Origin of the sequence: Pseudoxanthomonas sp. J31, from assembly GCF_000510725.1 — a bacterium.
In the GTDB taxonomy this organism is placed as follows: domain Bacteria; phylum Pseudomonadota; class Gammaproteobacteria; order Xanthomonadales; family Xanthomonadaceae; genus Pseudoxanthomonas.
Map to the genome: position 1 here is coordinate 20,903 of NZ_AZNZ01000012.1, position 24,879 is coordinate 45,781.

19 protein-coding genes are annotated in these 24,879 nt (G+C 73.4%); 11 read left to right on the forward strand and 8 right to left on the reverse strand.

Annotation, left to right across the window (positions count from 1 at the left end):
- Positions 1-55: 55 nt before the first annotated feature.
- A complete protein-coding gene (locus PSEJ31_RS0112670; RefSeq protein WP_051403739.1) occupies positions 56-2,446 on the reverse strand; it encodes a DUF1631 domain-containing protein in 2,391 nt (796 codons plus the stop codon).
- Positions 2,447-2,710: 264 nt separating this feature from the next.
- On the opposite strand from PSEJ31_RS0112670, the gene PSEJ31_RS0112675 reads away from it, so the two are divergent.
- The 5 genes from PSEJ31_RS0112675 to PSEJ31_RS0112695 all read left to right on the forward strand — a co-directional run bounded on the left by PSEJ31_RS0112675 (position 2,711) and on the right by PSEJ31_RS0112695 (position 6,491).
- Positions 2,711-3,286, forward strand: a complete 576-nt coding sequence (locus PSEJ31_RS0112675; protein WP_028915657.1) for a nitroreductase — start codon at positions 2,711-2,713, stop codon at positions 3,284-3,286.
- Positions 3,283-4,257 (forward strand): 5'-3' exonuclease H3TH domain-containing protein, encoded by a 975-nt coding sequence (locus tag PSEJ31_RS0112680; RefSeq protein ID WP_084220864.1) that lies wholly within the window; start codon positions 3,283-3,285, stop codon positions 4,255-4,257. The genes PSEJ31_RS0112675 and PSEJ31_RS0112680 overlap by 4 nt, the downstream gene beginning before the upstream one ends.
- A gap of 42 nt (positions 4,258-4,299) precedes the next feature.
- On the forward strand, positions 4,300-4,857 hold the full coding sequence (locus PSEJ31_RS0112685) for an NUDIX hydrolase (protein WP_019397054.1): 558 nt from the start codon (positions 4,300-4,302) through the stop codon (positions 4,855-4,857).
- A complete protein-coding gene (locus PSEJ31_RS0112690) occupies positions 4,826-5,632 on the forward strand; it encodes an N-formylglutamate amidohydrolase (RefSeq protein ID WP_051403740.1) in 807 nt (268 codons plus the stop codon). Before PSEJ31_RS0112685 ends, PSEJ31_RS0112690 begins: the two co-directional genes overlap by 32 nt.
- A 109-nt stretch (positions 5,633-5,741) precedes the next feature.
- Complete coding sequence (locus tag PSEJ31_RS0112695) at positions 5,742-6,491, forward strand: DUF2242 domain-containing protein (protein ID WP_028915660.1); 750 nt, start codon at positions 5,742-5,744, stop codon at positions 6,489-6,491.
- A 52-nt stretch (positions 6,492-6,543) separates the two neighbouring features.
- Here the strand turns inward: PSEJ31_RS0112695 and pip are convergent, their stop codons facing one another.
- Positions 6,544-7,485, reverse strand: a complete 942-nt coding sequence (gene pip, locus PSEJ31_RS0112700) for a prolyl aminopeptidase (protein WP_028915661.1) — start codon at positions 7,483-7,485, stop codon at positions 6,544-6,546.
- A gap of 58 nt (positions 7,486-7,543) precedes the next feature.
- Positions 7,544-8,383 carry a peptide chain release factor N(5)-glutamine methyltransferase gene (gene prmC / locus PSEJ31_RS0112705; RefSeq protein WP_028915662.1) on the reverse strand — a complete coding sequence of 280 codons (840 nt, stop codon included), beginning with the start codon at positions 8,381-8,383 and terminating at the stop codon, positions 7,544-7,546.
- Positions 8,384-8,556: 173 nt separating this feature from the next.
- Here prmC and ahpC point away from each other — a divergent pair, with 173 nt between their 5' ends.
- The 4 genes from ahpC to rnk all read left to right on the forward strand — a co-directional run bounded on the left by ahpC (position 8,557) and on the right by rnk (position 12,529).
- Complete coding sequence (ahpC, locus tag PSEJ31_RS0112710; RefSeq protein ID WP_019399642.1) at positions 8,557-9,120, forward strand: alkyl hydroperoxide reductase subunit C; 564 nt, start codon at positions 8,557-8,559, stop codon at positions 9,118-9,120.
- 224 nt (positions 9,121-9,344) lie between these two features.
- Complete coding sequence (ahpF, locus tag PSEJ31_RS0112715) at positions 9,345-10,940, forward strand: alkyl hydroperoxide reductase subunit F (RefSeq protein ID WP_028915663.1); 1,596 nt, start codon at positions 9,345-9,347, stop codon at positions 10,938-10,940.
- A 47-nt stretch (positions 10,941-10,987) separates the two neighbouring features.
- Positions 10,988-11,944 (forward strand): LysR substrate-binding domain-containing protein, encoded by a 957-nt coding sequence (locus PSEJ31_RS0112720; protein ID WP_028915664.1) that lies wholly within the window; start codon positions 10,988-10,990, stop codon positions 11,942-11,944.
- Between the two features lie 150 nt (positions 11,945-12,094).
- The gene (gene rnk / locus PSEJ31_RS0112725) at positions 12,095-12,529 is read left to right on the forward strand and encodes a nucleoside diphosphate kinase regulator (protein WP_028915665.1); all 435 of its coding nucleotides are present in this window, start codon (positions 12,095-12,097) and stop codon (positions 12,527-12,529) included.
- A 96-nt stretch (positions 12,530-12,625) separates the two neighbouring features.
- Here rnk and cysQ read toward each other — a convergent pair whose 3' ends face one another.
- Together cysQ and nudE are read right to left on the reverse strand one after the other, a co-directional pair.
- A complete protein-coding gene (gene cysQ / locus PSEJ31_RS0112730; RefSeq protein ID WP_019399638.1) occupies positions 12,626-13,423 on the reverse strand; it encodes a 3'(2'),5'-bisphosphate nucleotidase CysQ in 798 nt (265 codons plus the stop codon).
- Positions 13,420-13,965, reverse strand: coding sequence for an ADP compounds hydrolase NudE (gene nudE, locus PSEJ31_RS0112735; RefSeq protein ID WP_019399637.1), 546 nt, complete (start codon positions 13,963-13,965; stop codon positions 13,420-13,422). Before nudE ends, cysQ begins: the two co-directional genes overlap by 4 nt.
- A gap of 47 nt (positions 13,966-14,012) precedes the next feature.
- Between nudE and bioA the strand changes: the two genes are divergently transcribed.
- Both bioA and PSEJ31_RS0112745 read left to right on the forward strand, forming a co-directional pair.
- A complete protein-coding gene (gene bioA / locus PSEJ31_RS0112740; protein ID WP_028915666.1) occupies positions 14,013-15,431 on the forward strand; it encodes an adenosylmethionine--8-amino-7-oxononanoate transaminase in 1,419 nt (472 codons plus the stop codon).
- Entirely contained in the window at positions 15,422-16,156 is a 735-nt protein-coding gene (locus tag PSEJ31_RS0112745) for a 16S rRNA (uracil(1498)-N(3))-methyltransferase (RefSeq protein ID WP_028915667.1), read from the forward strand. The genes bioA and PSEJ31_RS0112745 overlap by 10 nt, the downstream gene beginning before the upstream one ends.
- A 77-nt stretch (positions 16,157-16,233) precedes the next feature.
- Here the strand turns inward: PSEJ31_RS0112745 and PSEJ31_RS0112750 are convergent, their stop codons facing one another.
- Genes PSEJ31_RS0112750 through PSEJ31_RS17280 form a run of 3 tightly spaced genes read right to left on the reverse strand, consistent with a single transcriptional unit; the run spans position 16,234 to position 24,814 of the window.
- A complete protein-coding gene (locus PSEJ31_RS0112750; protein ID WP_019399634.1) occupies positions 16,234-16,701 on the reverse strand; it encodes a chemotaxis protein CheW in 468 nt (155 codons plus the stop codon).
- 27 nt (positions 16,702-16,728) lie between these two features.
- A complete protein-coding gene (locus PSEJ31_RS0112755) occupies positions 16,729-18,048 on the reverse strand; it encodes a chemotaxis protein CheB (RefSeq protein ID WP_028915668.1) in 1,320 nt (439 codons plus the stop codon).
- A complete protein-coding gene (locus PSEJ31_RS17280) occupies positions 18,035-24,814 on the reverse strand; it encodes an Hpt domain-containing protein (RefSeq protein WP_051403741.1) in 6,780 nt (2,259 codons plus the stop codon). The genes PSEJ31_RS0112755 and PSEJ31_RS17280 overlap by 14 nt, the downstream gene beginning before the upstream one ends.
- Between the last annotated feature and the right edge of the window lie 65 nt (positions 24,815-24,879).

Genomic DNA, 24,879 nt, shown 5'->3' on the forward strand with positions numbered 1-24,879 from the left:
CGATGGTTTCAGCGGCATCCGCCCGCCGCGGGCGCACCCGGGCGGCGGCCCGGACTCAGTGCAAGGTGGCGCTGCCGCGCGCGGCGACCACGCTGTCCAGGCGCTCGATCACGCCCTGCATGGCGGCATCGAACGCGCCCTCGTCGGCCACGTGCATGCGCAGCCGGCCCAGCCGCACCATCGCCGCCAGCTCCTCGGCCGAGGCCACGCAGAAGCGCACGCCGCGGCGGTTGACGAACAGCAGGCGCTGCGAGATCGGGCTGATCCAGGACAGCTTGCCCGGCTGCACGCGGCCGTCCTTGTCGATGAAGTCCAGCCAGGTGCCCACCGGCAGGCCGCGGATGTAGTCGACGTCGGCCTTGTCGAAGCCCTGGGCCTCGTCCAGCCCGGCCAGGTCGACCGGGCTGTTCTCCACCGGCGCCGGCTGCGGCAGGGCCACCGCCGGCAGCTCCGGCAGGGCCTTCTCCAGTTCCGGGCGGGCGGCGGCGACCGCCTGCAGGGTGTCGCCCATCGCCGCGATCGCGGCGCTGGCAGCGTCGCCGTGCAGGCCGACGCTGGCCAGCACCTTCAGCAGCGCCGGCTGCCAGGCCTGCAGCCACGGCTTGCCGACCACGTGCCGGCGCGCCTCGGCCACCTCGTCCAGCACGCCGTCGGCCAGCGCCATGGCCTCGACGAAGGCGGCGCCGGCGTCGCCCTCGCGCAGCAGCGCCAGGGTCACGTGGTGCTGCCAGGCGTTGTGCAGGAACTCGGAAATCGCCCGCGGCAGCTCCAGCCCCTCCACGCGCGCCGCCAGCTCCTGCTGGGCGCGCTGGCGCGCCTGCTCCAGGCGCTCCTGGCCCCGCTGGATCTCGGCCGCGCGGCGCTCGGTGATCTCGACCCGGCGGCGGTGCTGCTCGAGGAATTCGCGGAATTCCTCCTCCAGGGTCATGAAGATGGACAGGTTCTCGTTGAACTCGGCCACCAGGCGCTCGATGATCTCCTCGACCTTGGCCAGCAGCGTGCGCTCGGCCGCGCTCTCGCCCTGGTTGCCCTCGCAGGCCTCGGCCAGGGCGTTGAGCAGGCGCCGCGCCGGGTGGGTCTTCTGCACGAACATGCGGCGGTCCAGCAGGGCCACCTTCACGAACGGCACCACCAGGCGGCCGATCAGCTCGCGCGGGCGGTCGGCCAGGTCGCGCTCGTCCAGCAGCACGTCGAACAGCATGCCGACCAGGTCGATCGCGTCCTCGTCCTTGGGATCCAGGCGGGTGCTGGCCGGGTCCACGCCCAGCTGGCTGGCATTGGCCAGGACCTCGCTCTTGAGCCGCTGCGACAGCGACTCGTGCTGGTCGCCGATGGCCGCGCGCAGGGTCGCGGTGGGCGTGGCCTGCAGCAGCGACAGCACCGACAGCATCTCGCGCTGGGTCAGCGGGCGCTGCTGGCCCTGCGCCTGCTGGATGGTGCCGGCCGCCTGCTCGGCGCCGCCGCGCAGCTGGCGGCTGTGCTCCAGCAGGTGGTGCAGGGCTTCCAGCAGCATGCCCTGGGCCGCCGGGTCGCCGGGCAGGAAACCCTGCCCGCCGGCACCGGCACCGGCACCCGCGGCCGCAGCGCCGGGCGCGGAATGCTCGCCGGCCATGCGCTGGCCGCCGGCCCAGCGCTCCATGAAGCGCGCCGCCCAGGCCGGGGAATACTCCTCCACCGGCGCCTCGGCCCAGGCCTGGCCGGCCTGCGGTTCCTCGGGCACGCGTTCGAACAGGTCCTCGCCGGGCGCGGTGGCCGGGCGCGGCGGCGGTGCCGGGCGCGCGGCCGGGCGCGCCGGGGCCGGGCCCTGCACCCCGGCGCGGGCAAGGCGCTGGTCCAGGCCCTCGTAGAGCCGGGCCACCAGCGGCGCCAGGTCGCGCTCGCACAGCTTGATCAGCACCAGGCGCACTTCCGGCGCCAGCTCGCAGGCGGCGAAGGCCTGGTGCACGGCCACGCCGATGTGCTCGGGGCCGATCGGGTTGCTGTCAGCGTCCAGCACCTCGCCCCCGGCCACCCAGGCCAGGCGGCGCTCCAGCCGGGCCAGCACGTCCTTGCATTCGCGCTGCAGGGCGGCGGCCAGGTTGCGCACCGCCAGGCGCGATTCCAGCTCCTGCTCGGAGACCAGGCTCAGCCCGCCCTGCTGCCCGGACAGGGCGCCCTCGGCCGACAGCGGCTCGCCTTGCTCCAGCGCGCGCCAGGCGCGGGCCAGGTGCTCGCGGAAGCGCACGGCGATCTCCTCGCGCCGGCGGCGCAGCTCGCGCATGCCGTCCAGGAACAGCAGCTGCGAGGAGCCGGCGCGCTCGGCGCGGTCGAACAGCACGTCGTCGTAGCGCGCCACCGCCACCGCGAAGGCCTCGCCCAGCGCCGGCAGGAAGGCTTCCTTCGCCTGCGCGAGCAGCGCGGCATCGGGGGCCTTCAGGCGGTGGAACTCGGCTTGGGCTGGACTCATGCGCGTGGGGCTCCGGCACGAAGGCGGAGGACATTACGAATGGGGGGCGGCTCCCTACCGCTCCTGCATCGTACGTCCTGCTTCCGCGAAGCAACCGTGATCGGGTCGGCAATTCGCGGCTGGCGGTCAGGAACTTTAACAGCAGTGGCGGCTCCTGCCTGCGGTGCCGCGCCCACGCCGCCCGCGCGCCCCGGCCTCCCGCGCCGGCTCACCTATAATTCAATGACTTCGGCAACATACGCCGCCCCCCGCGGCCAGGAGTCCATGCCCACTTTCCCCAGCCTGGAGGCGCTGGACCAGCGCCGTTCCGTCCCGTCCATGCAACTGGGCGAGCCCGGTCCCGACGAGGCCACCCTGCTGCGCATGCTGGCATCGGCGGCACGGGTACCCGACCACGGCAAGCTGGTCCCGTTCCGCTTCCTGCGCATTGCCGGCGACGCGCGCCACGCGCTGGGCGAGTTCGTTGCCGCGCGTGCGTTGCAGCGCGACCCGCAGGCACCGCCGGCGGCGGTGGAGAAGGACCGGATGAGGTTTTCCCGCGCCCCGCTGGTGGTGGCGGTGGTCGCCCGCCTCCAGGCCGGGCACAAGGTGCCCGAGCAGGAACAGCTGCTGAGTGCCGGCTGCGCCTGTTTCGCCCTGCTGCAGGCCGCCCAGGCCATGGGCTTCGGTGCGCAGTGGCTGACCGCGTGGATGGCCTACGACCCGGAGGTGGCGCGGGTGCTGGGGCTGGCGGCGAACGAGCGCATCGTCGGCTTCGTCCACATCGGCACGCCACAGGCCGAGGCGCCGGAACGCCCGCGTCCGGATCCCCGCGCCCTGCTGTCGGACTGGGCGCCGTGAGCGCCGCCGGGCCAGGCCTGCCCGCCTCCGCGGTGCCCGCGCCGCGGCCGCCGCTTTACCTGGTCGACGCCAGCCTGTACGTGTTCCGCGCCTGGCATTCGATGCCCGATGCCTTCCGCGACGCCCAGGGCTGGCCGACCAACGCGGTGCACGGCTTCGCCCGCTTCCTGCTGGAGCTGCTGGAACGCGAGCGCCCGGGGCACATCGCCATCGCCTTCGACGAGGCGCTGGACAGCTGTTTCCGCCACCGCATCTACCCGGCCTACAAGGGCAACCGCGAGCCGGCGCCGGAGGAACTGCGCCGCCAGTTCGCGCACTGCAAGGCGCTTTGCGCGGCGCTGGGCCTGGCGGTGCTGGCGCATACCGAATACGAGGCCGACGACCTGATCGGCAGCGCCCTGCACCGGGCGCGGCCGGCGGGCTTCCGCGGGGTGATCGTCTCGGCCGACAAGGACCTGTCGCAGCTGCTGGGCGAGCACGACGAGCAGTGGGACTTCGCCCGCGGCCAGCGCTGGGGCGCGGCCGGGGTGAAGGCGCGCCACGGCGTACATGCGCACCAGATCGCCGACTACCTGGCCCTGACCGGCGACGCGGTGGACAACATCCCCGGCGTGGGCGGCATCGGCGCCAAGACCGCGGCGGTGCTGCTATCCCACTTCGGCAGCCTGGACGCGCTGCTGGAGCGGGTCGACGAGGTTGCCTTCCTGCGCCTGCGTGGCGCCGCCCAGGTCGCGGCGCGGCTGCGCGAGCAGCGCGAGCTGGCACTGCTGTTCCGCCAGCTGACCACCATCGCCTGCGATGCGCCGCTGGACTACGCCGTCCCGGCCACGCCGCGCGGGGCGGCCGATCCGGAGATGCTGGACGGGCTGGCCACGGCGCTGCGCTTCGGGCCGATGACCCGGCGCCGGCTGCGGATCGCCGCCGGGCTGGAGGAGCCGGCGCCGGCCTGGAGCGACGGCGCCCCGGCCTGAGCGCGGCTGACGCGCGGGCGCCGACGGCTTAGGATCGGGCGCATGGACACCACCGACAAGGACGCCCCGCGCGTCGTCTACGAGGGCCGCTACCAGCGCATGGTCGTGCGCGGGACGTGGGAGTACTCCGAACGCACCCACGCCGGCGGGCTGGCCGCGATCATCCTCGCGGTGACGCCGGAGGACCGGATCCTGTTCGTGGAACAGTTCCGGGTGCCGCTGCAGGCGCGCACGATCGAGATGCCGGCCGGCCTGGTCGGCGACATCGATGCCGGCGAATCGATCGAGGCCTCGGCGATCCGCGAGCTGGAGGAGGAGACCGGCTGGACCGCCGAGCGCGCCGAGGTGCTGATGATCGGCCCCACCTCCTCCGGGGCCAGCAGCGAGAAGGTCGCGTTCGTGCGTGCCACCGGCCTGCGCAAGGTCGGCGAGGGCGGCGGCGACGGCACCGAGGACATCACCGTCCACGAGGTCCCGCGCGCCACCGCCGCGGCCTGGCTGGTGCGCAAGATGGGCGAAGGCTACGAGCTGGACTCCAAGCTCTGGGCCGGGCTGTGGATGATCGAGCATGAACTCGACGGCACCCCGCGTGCCCCCTGACGGCCGGCACGCCACGCTGCTGCAGGCCGGCGACCCTGCGCCGCTGGAGCTGCTGCGCCCCGACGGGACCTCGCCCTGGCTGTTCGTGGTCGACCATGCCGGCCAGGCGATCCCGCGCGCGCTGGGCGACCTGGGCCTGCCGCCGGGCGAGATCGACCGCCACATCGGCTGGGACATCGGCATCGCCGGGGTCGCGCGGCGGCTGGCGGAACTGCTGGACGCCTGGACCATCCTGCAGCCGTACTCGCGCCTGGTGATCGACTGCAACCGGCCGCTGCAGTCGCCGACCTCGATCGTCGAGGCCAGCGACGGTACCCCGGTGCCGGCCAACCTGGGCCTGGACGAGGCCGCCCGCGCCGCGCGCCAGCGCGCGATCTTCCAGCCCTACCACGCACGCATCGCCGCTGCCCTGGACCAGCGCGCGGCCCAGGGCCGCCCGACCCTGCTGGCCACCCTGCACAGCTTCACCCCGTCGATGGCCGGCTTCGACCGCCCCTGGCACTGCGGCGTGCTCTACCACCGCCACACCGCCCTGCCCCACGCCATGCTCGCGGCGCTGCGCGCCGAGGGCGACCTGGTGGTCGGCGACAACCAGCCTTATGCGGTCACCGCGACCAGCGACTACGCGATCCCGGTGCACGGCGAGGCGCGCGGACTGCCGCACGTGGAACTGGAGATCCGCCAGGACCTGATCGCCGACGAGGACGGACAGCTGCTGTGGGCGCAACGGCTGGCGCGGATCTTCGTCGCACTGGCGCCGCGCTTTGCCGGCTGAACCGGCCGCAACGCCAGCCACGCCCGGCGGGAAAGCGTTTCCATCCGGGTCGTCCAAGCCGCCGCGGTTCCGGCATACTCGGTCGGCCAACCTGTTTCACCGAGTCACCATGCCAAGCCACCGCTTCCTTCCTCCGCTCGCCCTGCTGGCCCTGCTGACCGGCTGCGCCATGGGACGTGGCGTGCCGGAACGTTCGGCTTTCGAGACCTTCGAGTCCGCCAACACCTACTCGCGCAGCTTCGACCATTCCCCGGCGCAGACCTGCGAGGCCGCGCGCCGCGCCCTGCTCAGCCAGGGCTTCGTGGTCGGCCGCGCCGAGGCCGACGTGGTCGAGGCACGCAAGTACTTCCAGCGCGACGACAACCACGAGCAGGTGGAATTCCGCGCCGTGTGCATGCCGCAGCTGCGCGGCGAGCAGCAGACGGTGGTGTTCGTGAACGCGGTCCAGGACCGCTACGTGCTCCGCCGCAGCAATACCTCCGCCAGCCTGGGCGTGAGCGCGCTAGGCTCGGTCTCGCTGCCGATCGGCTCGATCGAGGATTCGCTGGTCAAGGTGGCCAGCGAGACCCTGCAGGATTCCAACTTCTACAAACGCTTCTTCGCCGTGCTCGAGCGCTTCCTGCCGGAGGAGATCGAGCGCCCCGCGCGGCCGGCGGCGCAGACCCAGCCGATGCTGTTCCCGGTGCAGCAGTACCCGCAACCGACCCCGGGCGAGCTGATGCCGGGCGTGCGGATCGAGGACCTGCCTGCGCCGCCGCCGGCCGTTTCCCCGGCTCCGGCCCAGCCCGCCGGTGCGCCGGAGCCGGCGCTGCCCGCGCCGATGCAGCCGGTGCCGGCGACACCGCCGGCGGGCGGCTGAACCCGCCGCGCGTCCGGCGGCCCGAAGCGGCCGGACGCGCGGATGCCTCGCCTCAGGCGAAGGCGTCGGTGGCGCGCACCAGCGCGTCCACGTTCTCCGGCTCGAACGCCGAGTGGCCCGAGGCCGGGGTGATCTCCAGCTTCGCCTTCGGCCAGGCCCCGTGCAGGTCCCAGGCATTCTGCAGCGGGCAGACCACGTCGTAGCGGCCATGCACGATCACGCCGGGGATGTCGGCGATGCGGTGCGCATCGCGCAGCAGCTGGTCCTCGACCTCGAAGAAGCCGCCGTTGACGAAGTAGTGGTTCTCGATCCGGGCGAAAGCCAGGGCGAACCGCGGATCCTCGTGGCTGGTGACGAAGTCCGGGTCCATGTGCAGGAAGCTGGTCGCGCCTTCCCACACGCTCCAGGCCTTGGCCGCGGCCAGGCGGGTGGCCTCGTCCTCGCTGGTCAGGCGGCGGTGGAAGGCGGAGATCAGGTCGTGCCGCTCCACCTCCGGGATCGCCTTGACGTAGTGCTCCCAGGCGTCCGGGAACAGGCGGTTGGCGCCTTCCTGGTAGAACCACTCCAGCTCCCAGCGGCGCAGCATGAAGATGCCGCGCAGCACCAGCTCGGTGACCCGCTGCGGGTGGGTTTGCGCATAGGCCAGCGCCAGGGTCGAGCCCCAGCTGCCGCCGAACACCTGCCAGCGCTCGATGCCGAGCTTTTCGCGCAGCTTCTCGATGTCGGCCACCAGGTGCCAGGTGGTGTTGTCGACCAGGTCGGCGTGCGGGGTGGAACGGCCGGCGCCGCGCTGGTCGAACAGCACGATGCGGTACTTCGCCGGGTCGTGGAAGCGCCGCATCTTCGGGCTGCAGCCGCCGCCGGGGCCGCCGTGCAGCAGCACCACCGGCTTGCCTTCCGGGTTGCCGCACTCTTCGTAGTACAGCTCGTGGCGGCCGTCGACCTTGAGGGTGCCGGTCGCGTACGGTTCGATCTCGGGATACAGGCTGCGCATGCGGATTCCTTGCGGCGGAAAGCGCCCATTGTATCGGGCGTCCCGCGCGCGCCCCGCCTCAGCCGGGACGGCGCCCGTAGCTGACCCGGTCGCGCTGTTCCAGGTCCTGCACCGTGGCCACTTCCACGAAGCCGGCCTGCCCCAGCAGCGCACGCACCGCCGCGCCCTGGTCCCAGCCGTGCTCCAGCAGCAGCCAGCCGCCGGGGACCAGGTGCGCCGGGGCGGTGGCCACGATCATGCGGATCGCATCCAGGCCGTCGGGCCCGGAAGCCAGTGCGCGGGGCGGCTCGTGGCGCAGGTCGCCCCGGGCCAGGTGCGGATCGCCTTCGGCGATGTACGGCGGATTGCTGGCCACCAGGTCGAAGCGGTCGCGGCCCAGGGCCTGGCACCAGTCGCCGCGGCGGAACCAGACGTTGCCGATGCCATTGGCCTGGGCGTTGCGCACCGCGACGGCAAGGGTGGCCTTGGCCACGTCGGTGGCGACCACCGCCGCCAGCGGCCGCTCGCTGGCGATGGCCAGGGCGATGGCACCGGTACCGGTGCCCAGGTCGGCCACCCGCACCGGCTCGTCGGCCGGCAGGCGTTCCAGCGCCAGCTCCACCAGCAGCTCGGTTTCCGGGCGCGGGATCAGGGTGTCTGGGGTGGTTTCCAGGTCCAGGGTCCAGAAGCCGCGGCGCCCGGTCAGGTAGGCCACCGGCTCGCCGGCCTGGCGGCGCGCCAGCAGCGCGCGATAGGCCCCGGCCTGGTCCGCCCGGACCGGATCGTCGCCATGGGCGAACAGCCAGGCGCGGTCCTGCTGCAATGCATGCAGCAACAGGGGCTCGGCATCCTCGCGCGGCAGCCGGCCGGCGGCCTCCTGCAACAGGGTCCTGGGGGTGGGAGCTTGGGTTTGTTCCATCGCGCCACCATGAAGCAGGGCAAGGGGAATTGCCAAGCTTGATGATTCAGGAGAGGAATTCTCCGGTTTCGATAGATGGAACCTATCTATCCAATCCTTTCAATTGATTTGCCCTGTCTATCAAGAGCGCCTAGCATGGCGTCTCAGTTTTCACCCCAACCGAGAGAGGACCCATGTCCCTGATCAACACCACTGTCCAGCCCTTCAAGGCCAATGCCTTCCGCAACGGCGAGTTCATCGAAGTCACCGATGCCGACCTGAAGGGCAAGTGGTCGGTCGTGATCTTCATGCCGGCTGCCTTCACCTTCAACTGCCCGACCGAGGTCGAGGACGCCGCCAACAACTACGCCGAGTTCCAGAAGGCCGGTGCCGAGGTCTACGTCGTGACCACCGACACCCACTTCTCGCACAAGGTGTGGCACGAGACCTCCCCGGCTGTGGGCAAGGCCCAGTTCCCGCTGGTCGGCGACCCGACCCACCAGCTGACCCGCGCCTTCGGCGTGCACATCGAGGAAGAGGGCCTGGCCCTGCGCGGCACCTTCATCATCAACCCGGAAGGCGTGATCAAGACCATGGAGGTCCATGACAACGCCATCGCCCGCGACGTTTCCGAGACCCTGCGCAAGCTGAAGGCTGCCCAGTTCGTCGCCGCCAACCCGGGCCAGGTCTGCCCGGCCAAGTGGAAGGAGGGCGCCAAGACCATCGCTCCGTCGCTGGACCTGGTCGGCAAGATCTAAGGCCGTACCCGCCCCGGCGCCCGCGCCGGGGCATCCCTCCCCTGCCCAAGGCGGGGGAGTGGACCGGAGCCATCGCATCCCACGCAGCCGCCGCGCCGCGGCACGCCACGCAGGCCGCGTCGGCTCCGGTCCACTTCCCCATCCACGGGTGCCCGCCGCGGCGGGCGCCACGGTGGCGGCTTGCCCGCCGCCGGACCCACTTTCCACTTCCCGGAGTCGCCCCGATGTTGGACGCCAACCTCAAGACCCAGCTGCAGGCCTACCTGGAACGCCTGACCCGCCCGGTGCACCTGGTCGCCTCGCTCGACGACGGCGACAGCTCGAAGGAGATGCTCGAGCTGCTGCAGGACATCGAGGGCCTGTCGCCGCAGGTGAGCCTGGAGGTGCGCCGCGACGACGCCGAGCGCAAGCCCTCCTTCGCCATCACCAGCCCCGGCCAGGACATCAGCCTGCGCTTCGCCGGCCTGCCGATGGGCCACGAGTTCACCTCGCTGGTGCTGGCCCTGCTGCAGGTGGGCGGCCACCCGTCCAAGGCCGCGGCCGAGGTGATCGAGCAGGTGAAGTCGCTGCAAGGCGAGTTCAGCTTCGAGACCTATTTCTCGCTGTCCTGCCAGAACTGCCCGGACGTGGTCCAGGCGCTGAACCTGATGGCGGTGCTGAACCCGAACATCAGGCACGTGGCCATCGACGGCGCCCTGTTCCAGGACGAGGTCGAAGCGCGCCAGGTGATGTCGGTGCCGGCGGTGTTCCTCAACGGCGAACTGTTCGCCTACGGCCGCATGGGCCTGGAGGAGATCGTGGCCAAGCTCGACACCGGCGCCGAGGCGCGCGAGGCGGCGAAGATCGCGCAGAAGGCCCCGTTCGACGTGCTGGTGGTCGGCGGCGGCCCGGCCGGTGCCGCGGCGGCGATCTACGCCGCGCGCAAGGGCATCCGCACCGGCGTGGCGGCCGAGCGCTTCGGCGGCCAGGTGCTGGACACCATGGCGATCGAGAACTTCGTCTCGGTGCAGTACACCGAGGGCCCGAAGCTGGCCGCCGCGCTGGAGCAGCACGTGCGCGAGTACGACGTGGACGTGATGAACCTGCAACGCGCGCAGGCCCTGGTCCCGGCCGGCGCCGACGGCCTGGTCGAGGTGAAGCTGGCCAACGGCGCCTCGCTGAAGTCGAAGACGGTGATCCTGGCCACCGGCGCACGCTGGCGGCAGATGAACGTCCCCGGCGAGGACCAGTACCGCACCCGCGGCGTGGCCTACTGCCCGCACTGCGACGGCCCGCTGTTCAAGGGCAAGCGCGTGGCGGTGATCGGCGGCGGCAACTCCGGCGTGGAGGCGGCGATCGACCTGGCCGGCATCGTCGGCCACGTCACCCTGCTGGAGTTCGACGGCAAGCTGCGCGCCGACGAGGTGCTGCAGCGCAAGCTGCGCAGCCTGCCGAACGTGACCATCATCACCAGCGCCCAGACCACCGAGGTGCTCGGCGACGGGCAGAAGGTGACCGGCCTGGTGTACAAGGACCGTGTCGGCGGCGACAGCCACCGCGTCGAACTGGAGGGCATCTTCGTGCAGATCGGCCTGCTGCCCAACACCGAGTGGCTCAAGGGCACGCTGGAGCTGAGCCCACGCGGCGAGATCGTGGTCGACGGGCGCGGCCAGACCAGCCTGCCGGGCGTGTTCGCCGCCGGCGACTGCACCACGGTGCCGTACAAGCAGATCGTGATCGCGGTCGGCGAGGGCGCCAAGGCCTCGCTGGCGGCGTTCGACCACCTGATCCGCACCTCGGCCCCGGCCGCCTCCATCCCGGCGGAGGAAGTCGGCGCCTGACGCGGCGGGCGGGCCCCGCCCGCCCGTCCCCCGGCGGGAACGAAGCGATGAACCTGCGCGACCTCAAATACCTGGTGGCCCTGGCCGATCACAAGCACTTCGGCCGCGCGGCCGCGGCCTGCTACGTCAGCCAGCCGACCCTGTCCACCCAGATCCGCAAGCTGGAGGACGAGCTGGGCGTGCCGCTGGTGGAACGCGCGCCGCGCAAGGTGATGCTCACCCCCGCCGGGCGCGAGGCCGCCGAACGCGCCCGCCGCATCGTCGCCGAGGTCGAGCAGATGAAGGAAGCGGCACGCCGCAGCCAAGACCCGGAAGCGGGCACGGTGCGGCTGGGCATCTTCCCCACCCTGGCGCCGTACCTGCTGCCGCACGTGGTGCCGCGCGTGCTCGAGCGCTTCCCGCACCTGGAACTGCTGCTGGTGGAGGAGAAGAGCGACGAGCTGCTGGCGCGCCTGCGCGAGGGCAAGCTGGACGCGGCGATCCTGGCCCTGCCGGTGCACGACGACCAGCTGCACGCAGAGTTCCTGTTCGAGGAGCCGTTCGTGCTGGCAGTGCCCGGGCAGCACCCGCTTGCGCGGCGCGCGAACGTGACCCTGGACGAGCTGGCCGAGCAGCGCCTGCTGCTGCTGGAGGACGGCCATTGCCTGCGCGAACAGGCGCTGGACGTGTGCCGGGTATCCGGCGCGCACGAGAAGACCGGGTTCCGCGCCACCAGCCTGGAAACCCTGCGGCAGATGGTGGCCGCCAACGTCGGCGCGACCCTGTTGCCGGTGCTGGCGGTCAAGCCGCCGGTGGCGCAGTCGGACAACATCCACCTGCTGGGCTTCTCCGACTCCCACCCCAGCCGCAGCCTGGCCATGGTCTGGCGCCGCAGCTCGGCGATGGGCAGCTTCCTGGTGCGGCTGGCGGCGGTGGTCGGCGACCTGCCGCCGGACCTGCTGGCGCCCCAGTGCGGCCTGCCGGCGCCCCCTGCCGCCACGGCCGGGACCACGGCCCGCGCCTGAACACCCCCGGCGCCGCGCCTGCGGGCGCTTGAAACCATTCCTGTTACCGGCTACGGTGCAGGCACAAACCCGATGACCCGAGGCGGATGCGGAAACGCGCCCGCCTTTTCTTCATGCGCGCCCGGCGCGCCCCAACCGTGAGGTATACCGATGTCGACCACCCAGCCCGTCAGCGGCCTGCCCCCTTCGCTGATCGTTTCCGCCCGCGACATGGCCCGCCTGGAGGCCATGCTCGACTCCCCGGTCCTGAGCCGCCATCCCGCCGCGATCGCGCTGATGGACGAGCTCAACCGGGCCGATGTGGTACCGCCGGAACAGGTGCCGGCGGACGTGGTGACCATGCACTCGCAGGTCGAGTGCGAGGACGAGGCCAGCGGCGAGAAGCACGTGCTCACCCTGGTCTATCCCAACGAGGCGGACGTGGAGAAGGGCCGCGTCTCCGTGCTGGCCCCGGTCGGCACCGCCCTGCTTGGCCTGTCCGTGGGCCAGAGCATCGACTGGCAGGCACCGGGCGGGCGCCCGTTGCGGCTGCGGGTCACCGCGGTGCGTTACCAGCCCGAAGCCGCCGGCGACCTGCATCGCTGAGCTGACTGGCGCGGGTCGCGCGGGCCGGGCAACCCGGCAGGCGGCGCGACCCGGCGCAACCGGCGCCGGACCGTTACCGGCGCCCCATCGGACGGATCAAAGCCACTGCTGCCACGGCAGGTCGGTGTCGCCCAGGGCGATGAAGTCGCCGTTGAGCAGGGTCTCGCGCCGGTTGTAGCGGAACGGCTTGCCGGTGTCGGCCGCCAGCAGCGCACCGCCGGCGGCGTGCAGCACGCACTGGCCGGCCGCGGTGTCCCACTCCGAGGTGGGGCCGAAGCGCGGGTACACGTCCAGCCGGCCCTCGGCGATGCGGCAGAACTTCAGCGACGAACCCAGCGCCACTTCCTCGATCTCGCCCATGCGGTCCAGCACCGCCTGGGTGCGGGCGTCGCGGTGCGAGCGGCTGGCCGCCACCCGCAGCGGCGCGCTGGCCGGGGAGCGCACGCGCAGCGGTTCGTCGCGCTGGCCGTCGCGGCGGTAGGCCGCCTCGCCGCGCACCGCGTGCCACACCTGGCCGCCGACCGGCGCCTGGACCACGCCCAGCACCGGCGCGCCCTGCACCACCAGGGCGATGTTCACGCTGAACTCGTCGTTGCGCTTGACGAACTCGCGGGTGCCATCCAGCGGGTCGACCAGCCAGTAGCTTTGCCACAGGCGGCGGACCTCCCACGGCACTTCCGCCGATTCCTCCGACAGCACCGGCAGTTCCGGGGTCAGGCGCTGCAACCCCTCGACGATGATCCGGTGCGCGGCCATGTCCGCCGCGGTCAGCGGGCTGGCGTCCTGCTTGTGGGTGACCTCGAAGCCCTCCCGGTAGATCTCCATGATCGCCTCGCCTGCCTGGCGGGCGATGGCGATGACGGTCTCGCGCAGGTCGACGGTGATCCGGGTCATCGCCGCGCCAGCCACTCGCGTGCCACGAACAGCGCCGCCAGCGAGCGCCCCTCGGAGAAATCCTCTCGCAACATCAGTCGGTCCAGTTCCTGCAGCTTCCAGGGAATGACTTCCAGCTCCTCCGGCTCGTCGCCGGGCAGCCGCTCGGGATACAGGTCGCGCGCCAGCACCAGCCAGGAGACGTGGCCCATGTAGGTCGGCACCAGGGTCAGCTGGCGCAGCACGTCCAGGCGCCGTGCGCCGTAGCCGGCCTCTTCCTTCAGCTCGCGGTTGGCGGCCTGTTCCGGGGTCTCGCCCGGATCCATGCGCCCCTTCACCAGGCCCAGCTCGTAGCGGTTGACGCCGGCGGCGTACTCGCGCACCAGCAGCACGGTGTCCTCGTCCAGCAGCGGCACCACCACCACCGCGCCGGGGCCACGCGGCACCATGCGCTCGAAGCGCCGGCGCTCGCCGTTGGAGAATTCCAGGTCCAGCCGCTCCAGGCGGTACGGGCCGGCATCCTCCGTGGTGATGCCGTGGATGACAGGCAGCCGCCGGCTCACGGCAACGCTCCGCGATCCGGCCCGGGAGCGACCGTTATCATGGACGGATGCAGGAACGTATTCATCAGCAGGCCATGCTAGCAGAGACACCGGTGCCAGCGGACGCGCCCTGGCGCGCACGCGACCTGGCCGTGCTCTGGCACCCGTGCACGCAGATGCGCGAGCATCCGGACGTGCTGCCGCTGGTCCCGATCGAGCGCGGCGAGGGGGCGTGGCTGCACGGCTACGACGGACGCCGCTACCTGGACGCGGTCAGCAGCTGGTGGACCAACCTGCACGGGCATGCCGAACCGCGCATTGCCGAGGCCATCGCCCGCCAGGCCCGCAGCCTGGAACAGGTGATCCTGGCCGGTTTCTCGCACGCCCCTGCCATCGAGCTGGCCGAGCGCCTGCTGGCCATCGCCCCGCGCCAGCCCGGCCGCGCCCCGCTGTCGCGCGTGTTCTATGCCGACAACGGCTCGGCCGGAGTGGAGGTGGCGCTGAAGATGGCCTTCCACTGGTTCCGCAACCGCGGCGAGGAGCCGCGCACCCGCTTCATCGCCCTGGAGAACGGCTACCACGGCGAGACCCTGGGCGCGCTGGCGGTGGGCGACATCCCGCTGTACCGGCGGGTGTACGCGCCGCTGCTGGCCGAGGCCCTGTTCGCGCCCTCGCCCGACGCCTACATGGCCCGCCCCGGCGAGAGCGACGAGCAGTGCGCGCTGCGCGCGGCCGACGCCCTGGCCGACCTGTTCGACCAGCACCCGGGCGAGATCTGCGCCCTGATCCTGGAGCCGCGCCTGCAGTGCGCCGGCGGCATGCGCATGCACCATCCGGCCTACCTGCGCCGGGCGCGCGAGCTGTGCGACGCCAACGGCGTGTTCCTGGTCGCCGACGAGATCGCCACCGGCTTCGGCCGCACCGGCACCATGTTCGCCTGCGAGCAGGCCGGCATCGCCCCGGACCTGCTGTGCCTGTCCAAGGGCCTGACCGGCGGCTTCCTGCCGCTGGCCGCCGTGCTCGCCAGCCAGACCATCTACGAAGGCTTCCTCGACGACTCGCGCGAGCGCGCCTTCCTGCATTCGCACAGCTACACCGGCAATCCGCTGGCCTGCGCCGCGGCGTTGGCCTCGCTGGACATCTTCGAAGGCGATGGCGTGCTGGAGCACAACCGCGCCACCGCCGCACACATGGCCACCCTGGCCGCGCAGGTGGGCGCCGGCAGCCGGCATGTCGCCGACGTGCGCCAGGCCGGCATGGTCGTGGCCTTCGAACTGGCACGCGACGGCGTGCGCGAAACGCCGTTCGACGCATCGTTGCGGATCGGCCTGCACGCCTACCGCGCGGCGCTGGAGCGCGGCGTGCTGCTGCGCCCGCTGGGCGACATCCTGTACTGGATGCCGCCCTACTGCATCGACGAGGCCCAGCTGCAGCTGCTGGCCGAAACCACCGCCGCCGCCATCGCCGAGGCCACCGCATGCGCTTGACCCGCTGCCACGTCGAGCTGCCGCTGCAGCCCGGCACCACCGTCGTCCTGCCCGAACACGCCGGCAACCACCTGGCGCGGGTGCTGCGCCTGCGCGAGGGCGACCCCTGCGTGCTGTTCAACGGCGACGGCCACGACTACGCGGCGCGCCTGGCCGCGGTCGGCAAGCGCGAAGTCAGCGCCGAGGTGGTGTCGGCCAGCACGGTGGACAACGAGTCGCCGCTGCGCATCGTGCTGCTGCAGGGCATCGCCCGCGGCGAGAAGATGGACCTGATCCTGCAAAAGGCCACCGAGCTGGGCGTGGCCGCGATCGTGCCGGTCAACGGCGAGCGCACCGAGGTGCGGCTGGACGCCGAGCGCGCGCAGAAGCGGCTGGCGCATTGGCGCAGCGTGGTCGGGTCGGCCTGCGGGCAATCCGGCCGCGCGCGCGTGCCGGAGGTGCATGCGCCGGCGGCGCTGGACGCGGCTGCCGCGGCGCTGCCGGGCAATGCCCTGCGCCTGCTGCTGGATCCGCAGGGCGAACACCGCCTGGCCTCGCTGCAGCTGCAGGACACGGACACGGTGGTGGTGGCGATCGGCCCGGAAGGCGGCTGGTCGCCGCGCGACCGCGAGGTGCTGCACGCCGCCGGCTTCCGCGGCCTGCGCCTGGGCCCGCGGGTGCTGCGCACCGAGACCGCAGGCCTGGCGGCGATCGCCGCGCTGCAGGCGCGTTTCGGCGACCTCTGACCCGGACACGGAAAAACACCGGCGCGAGGCCGGTTCCATGCGTGCCCTGCATGCGCCGGCCACGGCCGGCGCCAGGGTCAGGCGATCGCGCCCAGGGCGTCGACCACCAGCTGCTCGATGCCTTCCAGGTCCGGCAGCAGCGCGCCCTGCTCGCCCAGCAGCACGCGCATCTGCACGCCGCGCGGCAGTTCGTCCTCGGATGCGTCGGCCAGCAGGCTGTCGCGCGGCACCGAGACCAGCTGCGGGAACGAGGTGGTCTGCAGCGCGAAGTACGGCAGTCCCTCGTCGCCGCCCAGCGCCTTGAGCACCACCACGCGGATGCGCCCCGGCGGATCGCCGCCCAGCCCGGCGAGGCGGGCGAAGTCGACCAGCGGAACGTCCCAGCCGTGCCAGGCGACATGGCCCGGCAGCCAGCCCGGCGTGCCTTCCAGAGGCTGCACCTCCACCCGCGCCAGCACCTCGGCCACGGTGGCATTGGGCAGCAGCAGGCGCTCCTGGCCCGACTGGATCATGACGCCGCGGATTTCGTCGCTCTTGAATGCCATCTGCAGGTCTTCCTCCGCGCGCCGGGCTCAGCCCAGGCGCGCCACAAGCTGGTTGGCCAGCATCGCCGGCGCGGCCAGCGGGGCGCCGCCGGCCTCCAGCATGCGGGCCGCGGTGGGGTCGTAGCAGCCGTCCAGCGCCTGGCCGGCGACATAGGCGCCGCGCGCGGCCAGCGCCAGCACCGCGTCCATGCGCGCCGGCTCGGCGCCGCTGAGCACCAGCACCGCGCTCTCGGTCGGCGGCAGTGCCTCCACCGGCTCGTGGCCGGGGCCGGCGTCGATGAAGCGTAGGCCATTGCCGGCCGGTTCCACGCCCACGCCGTCGGGCAGCACGTAGGCCGAGCCCGGAGCCACGGCGTCGCCGGGCATGGCCAGCGCCACCGGCACGGGCGAGACCCGCGCCATCTGCTTGACCAGGTTGTCGTAGCGGCCGCCGTCCAGGCGCAGCTGCACCAGCACCGGCTGCGGGAAACCGGCCGGCAGCGCGCCGAGCAGCTTGCGCACCGCGTCCGGGCCGCCGATGCCGGCCAGTACCAGCACCGCACCCTTGGCCACCGGCGCGCCGGTATCGACCGGCTCCAGCTCGACCAGCGAGAGGTTGCTGAAGTCCGGCAACGGCGGCGGCGCGGCAGCCGGGGCCGGGCCCGGGGTGGCCGGGGCGTCGTCGGCCAGGGTCCACGCCGAGGGCTCTGGCAGCGGCGGCGGCACCGCGGGCGCGGCGGCCGGGGCCTCCGGCTCCAGCGCGGGGGCCGCGCGCTCCCAGGGCGCGGGCTCGTCCCAGGCCAGGGCGGCGCTGCCGTCCTCCCACGGCGCGGGCGCCGGCGGCGCCTCCACCGCGGGCAGCGGCGGCGGCAGGTCCGGCGGCAGCTGCGGGGCCAGGTCCACGGTTTCGCCACCCAGCGCCAGGTCCGCGTCGATGCCGGCATGCGCCTGCTGCAACGCAGCCGGGCGGCCGGGCTGCAGCTGCGCCGAGAAGTCGATGTCGTGCTCGCGGCCGGGCGGCAGCACGTCGTCGTGGCCGTGCAGCTTGGCCGCCAGGTGGCGGATCCAGCGCTGCGCCTCCCAGCCGTCGCGGCGCGCGGCCAGGTCGGCCTCGTCGAAGATCACCAGCAGGTCCGGCGACTCCAGCACCGGCTCCAGCGCCACCAGCGCGTCCTCCACCGCCGGCTCCAGCGCCACCAGCACCGCCTGCGCGCCGATCCCGGCCAGGGTGGCCAGGTCCAGCTCGACCGGGTCGGCTTCCAGCACCACGTTGCCGCCGGCGGCGTCCACCGCCTGGCGCAGCCGCTCCCGGGCCGCGCCCTGGCGGGCCAGCAATGCGACCGTCTTCGAGGAATCAGTCGCGGGCACGGGCGATCCCCAGCAGGTCGTACACGTTTCGCATCAGGTCCAGTTCCTGGTACGGCTTGCCCAGGTACCGCTGGACGCCGATCTCGAACGCACGCTGGCGGTGCTTCTCGCCGGTACGCGAGGTGATCATCACGATCGGCACGCCGCGGAAGCGCGCGTCGGCGCGCATCGCGGTCGCCAGCTCGTAGCCGTCCATGCGCGGCATCTCGATGTCCAGCAGCATGAGGTCGGGCACGCGCTCTTCCAGCTTCTCCAGCGCCTCGATGCCGTCGCGCGCGGTCACCACCTCGAAGTTGTGGCGTTCCAGCACGCGGCCGGTGACCTTGCGCATGGTCAGCGAGTCGTCGACCACCATCACCAGCGGCACGTGGCGCTGCTGCTGCGCCTCGGCCTCGGCGGCCGGGCGCTGCGGCTGCGCCAGGTGGCGGCGCACCAGCGGGGCGACGTCGAGGATCACCACCACGCGGCCGTCGCCGGTGATGGTGGCGCCGTAGATGCCCGGCACCGACGCGATCTGCATGCCGACCGGCTTGACCACGATTTCGCGGTTGCCGACCACCTGGTCGATCGCCACCGCGGCGCGCAGGTCGCCGGCGCGCACCAGCAGCAGCGGTACCTGGGCCTGGCCCTCGGCCTTGGCCGGGCCCTGCCCGACCAGCAGGCCGAGGTCGTGCAGCGCGTATTCCTCGCCTGCGTAGCGGTAGCCACCGGTGCCGCTCTCGAAGCGCTCGCGCGAGATCCGGCCGATGCCGCTGACCGAGGCCACTGGCACCGCGTAGGTGGTCTCGCCGATCTGCACGAACACCGCCTGGGTGACCGCCAGGGTCTGCGGCAGGCGCAGGGTGAAGGTCACGCCGCGGCCGACCACCGAGTGGATTTCCACGGTGCCGCCGAGCTGGCGCACTTCGTTGCGGACCACGTCCATGCCCACGCCGCGGCCGGCCAGCTGGCTGACCTGCTCGGAGGTGGAGAAGCCGGCCTCGAAGATCAGCGAATCCAGCTCGGTGTCGGTGAGCACCGCGCCCGGCTTGAGCAGGCCGCGCTGCTCGGCGCGGCGGCGGATCGCGTCGCGGTCCAGGCCGCGGCCGTCGTCGGACACCTGCAGCACGATTTCCGAGCCCTCGTGGCGCAGGGCGATGGTGATCGTGCCTTCCTCGCTCTTGCCCGCGGCCACGCGCTCGGCCGGGGTCTCCAGGCCGTGCGCCACCGAGTTGCGCAGCATGTGCTCGATCGGCGCGACCATGCGGTCGAGCACGTTGCGGTCCAGTTCGCCGTGGGTGCCGTCCAGGCGCAGCTGCACCTGCTTGCCGGTGTCGTGGCCGGCCTGGCGGACCACGCGGCGCAGGCGTGGCACGACGCTGTCGAACGGCACCATGCGCGCGCTCATCAGGCCGTCCTGCAGGTCCGAGCTGACGCGCGACTGCTGCTGCAGCAGGACGTCGTACTGGCGGGCCAGGTCGTCGAGCACGCCCTGCAGGCCGGTCAGGTCGGCCGCGGACTCGTTCAGCGCGCGGCTGAGCTGCTGCAGGGTGGAGAAGCGGTCCAGCTCCAGCGGGTCGAAGGTCGGGTCGGCGCTGTCCTGCTCGCGCTGGTAGCGGGCGACGATCTGGGCCTCGGTCTCCAGGTCCAGGCGGCGCAGCTGGTCGCGCAGGCGGGCGTTGGTGCGGTCCAGCTCGGCCATGGCCGCGCGGAAGGCACCCAGCTGCTGCTCCAGGCGGGCGCGGTAGATCGCCACTTCGCCGGCGTGGTTGACCAGGTTGTCCAGCAGGTCGGCGCGCACGCGCACCTGTTCCTGCGGGGCGCGCGGGGCGATGGCTTCCTCGGCCGGCGCTTCGGCTTCCTCGTCCACCGGGGCCGACAGCGGCGGCAGCGCCGCGGCGGTGGCGGCCAGCTGGACCTCGGCGGCGACATGCACCGGCTGCGGCTGCGGCTGCGGCTGCGGTTGTGTCTGCGGCGCGGCAGCCGGAGCGGCCTCGGCGTGCGGCTGCGCGGCCTCGGCGGGCGCCGCGGCGGCCGGCGCAGCGGCCGGGACGTCGTCCGCGACCGCGGGCACGGCCTCGCCGCGGATGCGCGCCTCGAATGCGGCGATCAGCGCGTGCGGCATGGCGGTGGCGCGGTGGGCACGGGTCTGCACCAGCAGCTGGTGCAGGGTGTCGAAGCCGCGTTCCAGCAGCTGCACGTCACCGCGGCCCAGCTCGGTGCGATGCTCGGCGGCCGCTTCCAGCAGCGACTCGATCACGTGGCCGAGGTCGCCGATGGTGGCGATGCCGGCCATGCGCGCGCCGCCCTTGAGCGTGTGCAGGTCGCGCTGCAGGCCGATGATCGCCTCGCGCGCGGTGCTGTCGGCGCGCAGTTCCACCAGCAGCGCGTCGATGTGGTCGAGCAGGTCGCCGCCTTCCTCGACGAAGATGTCGACCAGGTCGCGGTCCAGCTCGCTGAAGTCCAGCATCGGCGCGTCGGCCGGCGCCCCCTCGGTTTCCGCCGGCAGTGCCGGGGCAGCGGCGGGTGCCTCGGCAGCAACCGCGGGCGCCTCGGCCACCTCCGGCTGCACCGGCGCTTCCGCGGCCGGCTCGTCCGGGGCCGCAGTGGTTGCGGTCGCAGGGACTTCCGGCGCGGCCGCTTCCAGCGCGGCCTCGATGGCCTCGTGCAGCGGCGCCAGCACCGGGTCCGGGCTCGCGGCCACCGGCCCGGCCGCGGCCATGGAGGCGTCGTCGACGGCCGGCGCGGGACTTTCTTCCGCCACCGGCGCAATGCCGGCCGGCTCCACGGCGCCGCTGTCGGCCACCGGCTCCAGGTTCCAGTCCGCGGCCGCCGGCTCGATGGCCGGCTCCACGGCGACCGGCGGGTCGATGGTGGCCTGCGCGATGGCCGGCGGTTCGGCCGCCGGGGCGGCGGGCTCCGCGGCGACCTCGGGCGGGGTCCAGTCGAAGCTGAAATCGCCCGCATCGGTCGCAGCCTCTTCGCTGCCCGCGGGCGCGGCCGGCATGGCCTCGCCGGCGAAATCGGACGCGGCGCTGGCGTCCGCGCCGGCGAGCGGCTGCTCCACCTCCCACTGCCGGACGGCCGGGGCGCTGGTTTCCGGGGCCGCCGTCCCGGCGGCGTCCAGGTTCCAGTCCGGCACCTGGGGTGCCGCGGGCGCGGCACTGCCGGCATCGACCGCGGCCGGCTGGGCCTCGTCGCCACCCAGCGCGTCGACCAGGAAGCCGCTGAGGTCGACGCCGGTGAGTTCCATCGACGGATCCGGCGCCGCCGGCACGGCCGCGGCTTCGTCCTCGAGGATTTCCGGCTGCGACCAGCGCGCCTCCGGCAGGGTGTCGGCCATCGCCCGCAGGCGCGCGGCCAGCGCGGCATAGCTGGGGATACGCGGCGACTCGGCCTGCAGCGCCTGGATGCAGGCGCGGATCGTGGCCGCAGTGTCGGCCAGGGTCTGCACTTCCTCCGCGGAAGGCACGTGGCCGGCGGCGATGCCGCGCTTGATGTAGGTCTCGGCCGCGTCGGTGACCGCGGTGATCTCCGGCACGTCGGTCATCGCGAACGCGCCGTTCATGGTGTGCATGGCGCGCAGCAGCGGATCGTTGACCGCCTGCGGCGCCTGGCGCGCGGCGGCAATCCACGCGTCCACCGTCTCCAGGTGGGTGGCGACCTCGGTCTCGAGGATCTCGCGCAGCACGCTGTCGACCGAGGCCGGGGTGCCTTCGTCCACCACGGTGGCCACGGCCGCCGGCGGCGCCGGCATCGAGTAGAACGCTTCCTCGCCGGCGGCGATGCGCTCGGCCACCGACTCGATCGCGTGCAGGTCCAGGGCAAGCGCGCCGGTGCCGCGCAGCGCGGCATCGAACTGCGGCAGCACCTCGGTGGCCTGCTGCACCATCGCGACCACCGCCGGGCTGGCCGGACGGGTGCCGTCGAGCACGCGGTTGAGCATGCTCTCGATCTTCCAGGCGAACTCGCCCAGGGCACTGGCGCCGACCAGGCGGCCACTGCCCTTGAGGGTGTGGAACACGCGGCGGATCGGACGCAGGCGTTCCAGGTCGTCCGGCGCGCGCAGCCACAGCGGCAGCAGGCGCGCGAGGTTGCCGCGCTCTTCCTCGAACTCCTCCAGGAAGACTTCGCGGATGTCGGCGTCGATGTCCTGGTTGTCGTCGAAGCCGCCGTTGCGGGTGGCGGCAGGTGCCGGTGCGGCCGGCACGACCACCGGCGGCGCCGGTGGCACGGCCGGGGCGGCACCGACCGAGGCCGGCGGGATCGCCGCGGCGGCGGCGGCCATCTCGGCCAGCAGCGGATCGACGGACCCGGCGGCCGGAGCGGCCTCGCCACTGGCGGGAGCCGGAGCGGCCGGAGCAGGCGGAGCAGCCGGGGCGGCCGGCGCGCTCGCCGGCGGCGCGGCTTCGGCGGCCGGCGGCTCGGCCGGCACGCGCGGACGGATGTGCACGGTCAGGTCCAGCCACTGGCCATGGCTGGCCGCGGCAGGCTCGGCCGGCGGCACCACGGCGGGCGCTTCCGGCAGCGGCGGTGGAACCGGGGCGGTCGGGGCCGGCGCGGATTCGGACGCGCTGGCGACGAACACCGGCTCCTCGTCGGCCGGCAGCGGCGGCGGGCCGCCGGCCGGCAGGGACGGCGCTTCCGGCACCGGCGCGGAGGCGACGGCAAACGGCTCGCCCGCGCCGGGCAGCGGCCCATCCGCCGGCAGCGGCGGCGGCACCGCGGCGGTACCGGCATCCGGGGCAGCGGCGGCGGCTTCGGCGATGTATTCGCCGGACACCGGGTCGTAGACGAAGCGCGGAGCGTCGCCCAGCGACGGGATCGCCGGCGGCTGCGGCACCACCGGCGGCAGTTCGACCTCCAGCGCCGGAGCTTCCAGCACTTCGCGGACCGGACCGGCGATATCGGCCGGTTCCGGTGCGGCGACCGGGGCCGGCGACAGTTCGACCGAATCCCAGTCCAGGCCGGCCGGCGCGGCCGGCGCCTGCGGCGCGGCGGCAACCGGTTCCGGGGCGGCGGGCAGCGGCGGCGGCACGGCGGCGGCCGGGGTGCTCGCCGGCGCCGCGGCCGCGGGGGCCTCGGCGGCGTGGGCGTCCGGCAGCGGCCAGTAGTTCAGGCTTTCCAGGCTGCTGCGCGCGATCTCCAGGATCTCGGCGCGGTTGGGCCGGCGGTCGCGCAGCGCCTCCAGGTAGTACTCCAGGCTGGCCATGGCGTCGGCCAGGGTGTCCAGCTGGCGGCCGCTGGGCACGCGCCGGCGCCCGATCAGCTCGGTCAGGATGTAGCGGCGCACGCCTTCCAGGTAATCGGCCGGTTCGCCCAGCTCGAGCATGCGCAGCGCGCCGGCCACTTCCTCCAGCAGGCGCGGCACCGATTCCAGCCGGGCATGGTCCCAGTTGGTCTCGATGAAGGCGACGAAGTCCTCGCGCGCAGCGGCGAAGTTGGCCAGCGCCTCGTGCGCCAGCACCTCCACCGTGCGCCGGGCCTCGGCCGCGGCGGCATCCTCCGCGCCCTCCTCGCCCGCGCCCAGGCTGGCAACCTGGTCGTCGAGGGTGGCGTCCACGTAGAGCAGCGCGCCGGCGATGTCCAGCAGCGCGCCCTCGCTCGCCGGCGCGTTGCCGGCGGCGATGGCCTGCAGCGCGTCGCGCTGCTGCAGCACCACGTCGCGGGCCACGCCCAGGCCGAGCATGCCCAGGGTGTCGGCCACCCGGGTCAGGTCGGCGGCCTGCGGCTGCAGCGCGGCGACGTCGCCGCCGGTGCGCAGGTGCAGGTCCAGCGCGTCCTTCACCCGCAGCAATTCCTCCTTGACCACCCCGCCGACGGTGTTGAGCAGGTCGCGGTTGCGGCCGGCCAGGCTGCCGCGGGCGTGGTCCAGCTCGGCCTCGCTGGGCATCTGCGCGTCCAGGTCGAACGCGCGGCGCAGTTCATCCAGCGCCGGGTGCGGCGTGCGCGCGTAGGCGACCGCGTACAGCAGCTGGCGGGTCGGCTCCTGGGTCGACACGCCGCGCGAGGCGGCCGGCAGGGCCTCGTTCTCGCTGGCCTGCTGCAACGCGCGCAGCGCGGCGGCGAAGGCGCCGCGCAGGTTCTCGTTGCCGGCCAGGGCGCCGTCGCGCAGCGCGGCGGTCACCGAGGACAGCACCCACAGCATGCGCCGGGTGGTCTCGTGGCTGGCGTTGCGCAGCAGTTCGGCGGTCGCCTCGGCCAGCATCGCGGTGTCGCCGGGGGCGCCGTTCTCCGGCCACGCCAGCATCGCTTCCTGGAAACGGCGCAGGGCGGCGGCGACCAGGTCCTGGCGCTGCGCCCACGGCAGCGCGGAGGGCGCCGGCAGCTGCGCCGGCAGCGGCGCGCTCAGGTCCGGGGCGAACAGCACGCTCTCGTTGAGTCCGGCGGCACCGCGCGCGGCGCGGATGTCGTTGAGCAGCGGCAGCAGCACGATCGGGATGTCGCGATGGCCGTTCTGCAGGCGCTCCAGGTAGTCGGGCAGCAGCACGGTGCCGCGCATCAGGGTGGCGCAGGCCTCGTCGCGGTCGTTGGCCGCGCCCTGCTGCAGGGCCTGGGCCAGCAGCTCCATCTCCTCGGCGACCATCGCCGGGGCGTACAGCTCGACCATCCGCAGCGTGCCCTGCACCTGGTGCAGGTAGCCGGCGCAGAAGCGCATGCGGCTGCTGTCGGAGGGGTTCTCGACGAACGCCTCGATCTCCCCGCGCGCCTGGCGCAGGGTCTCGTCCAGCTCGGGCTTGACCCAGCCGAGTACGGCGTGGCTCATCGCGTCGCGCAGCGCACTCATGCCTGCCCCCATGCCGCCGGGCAGCCAAGGCGCGGATACCGGGCCATCTTCATTCCATCATCCCC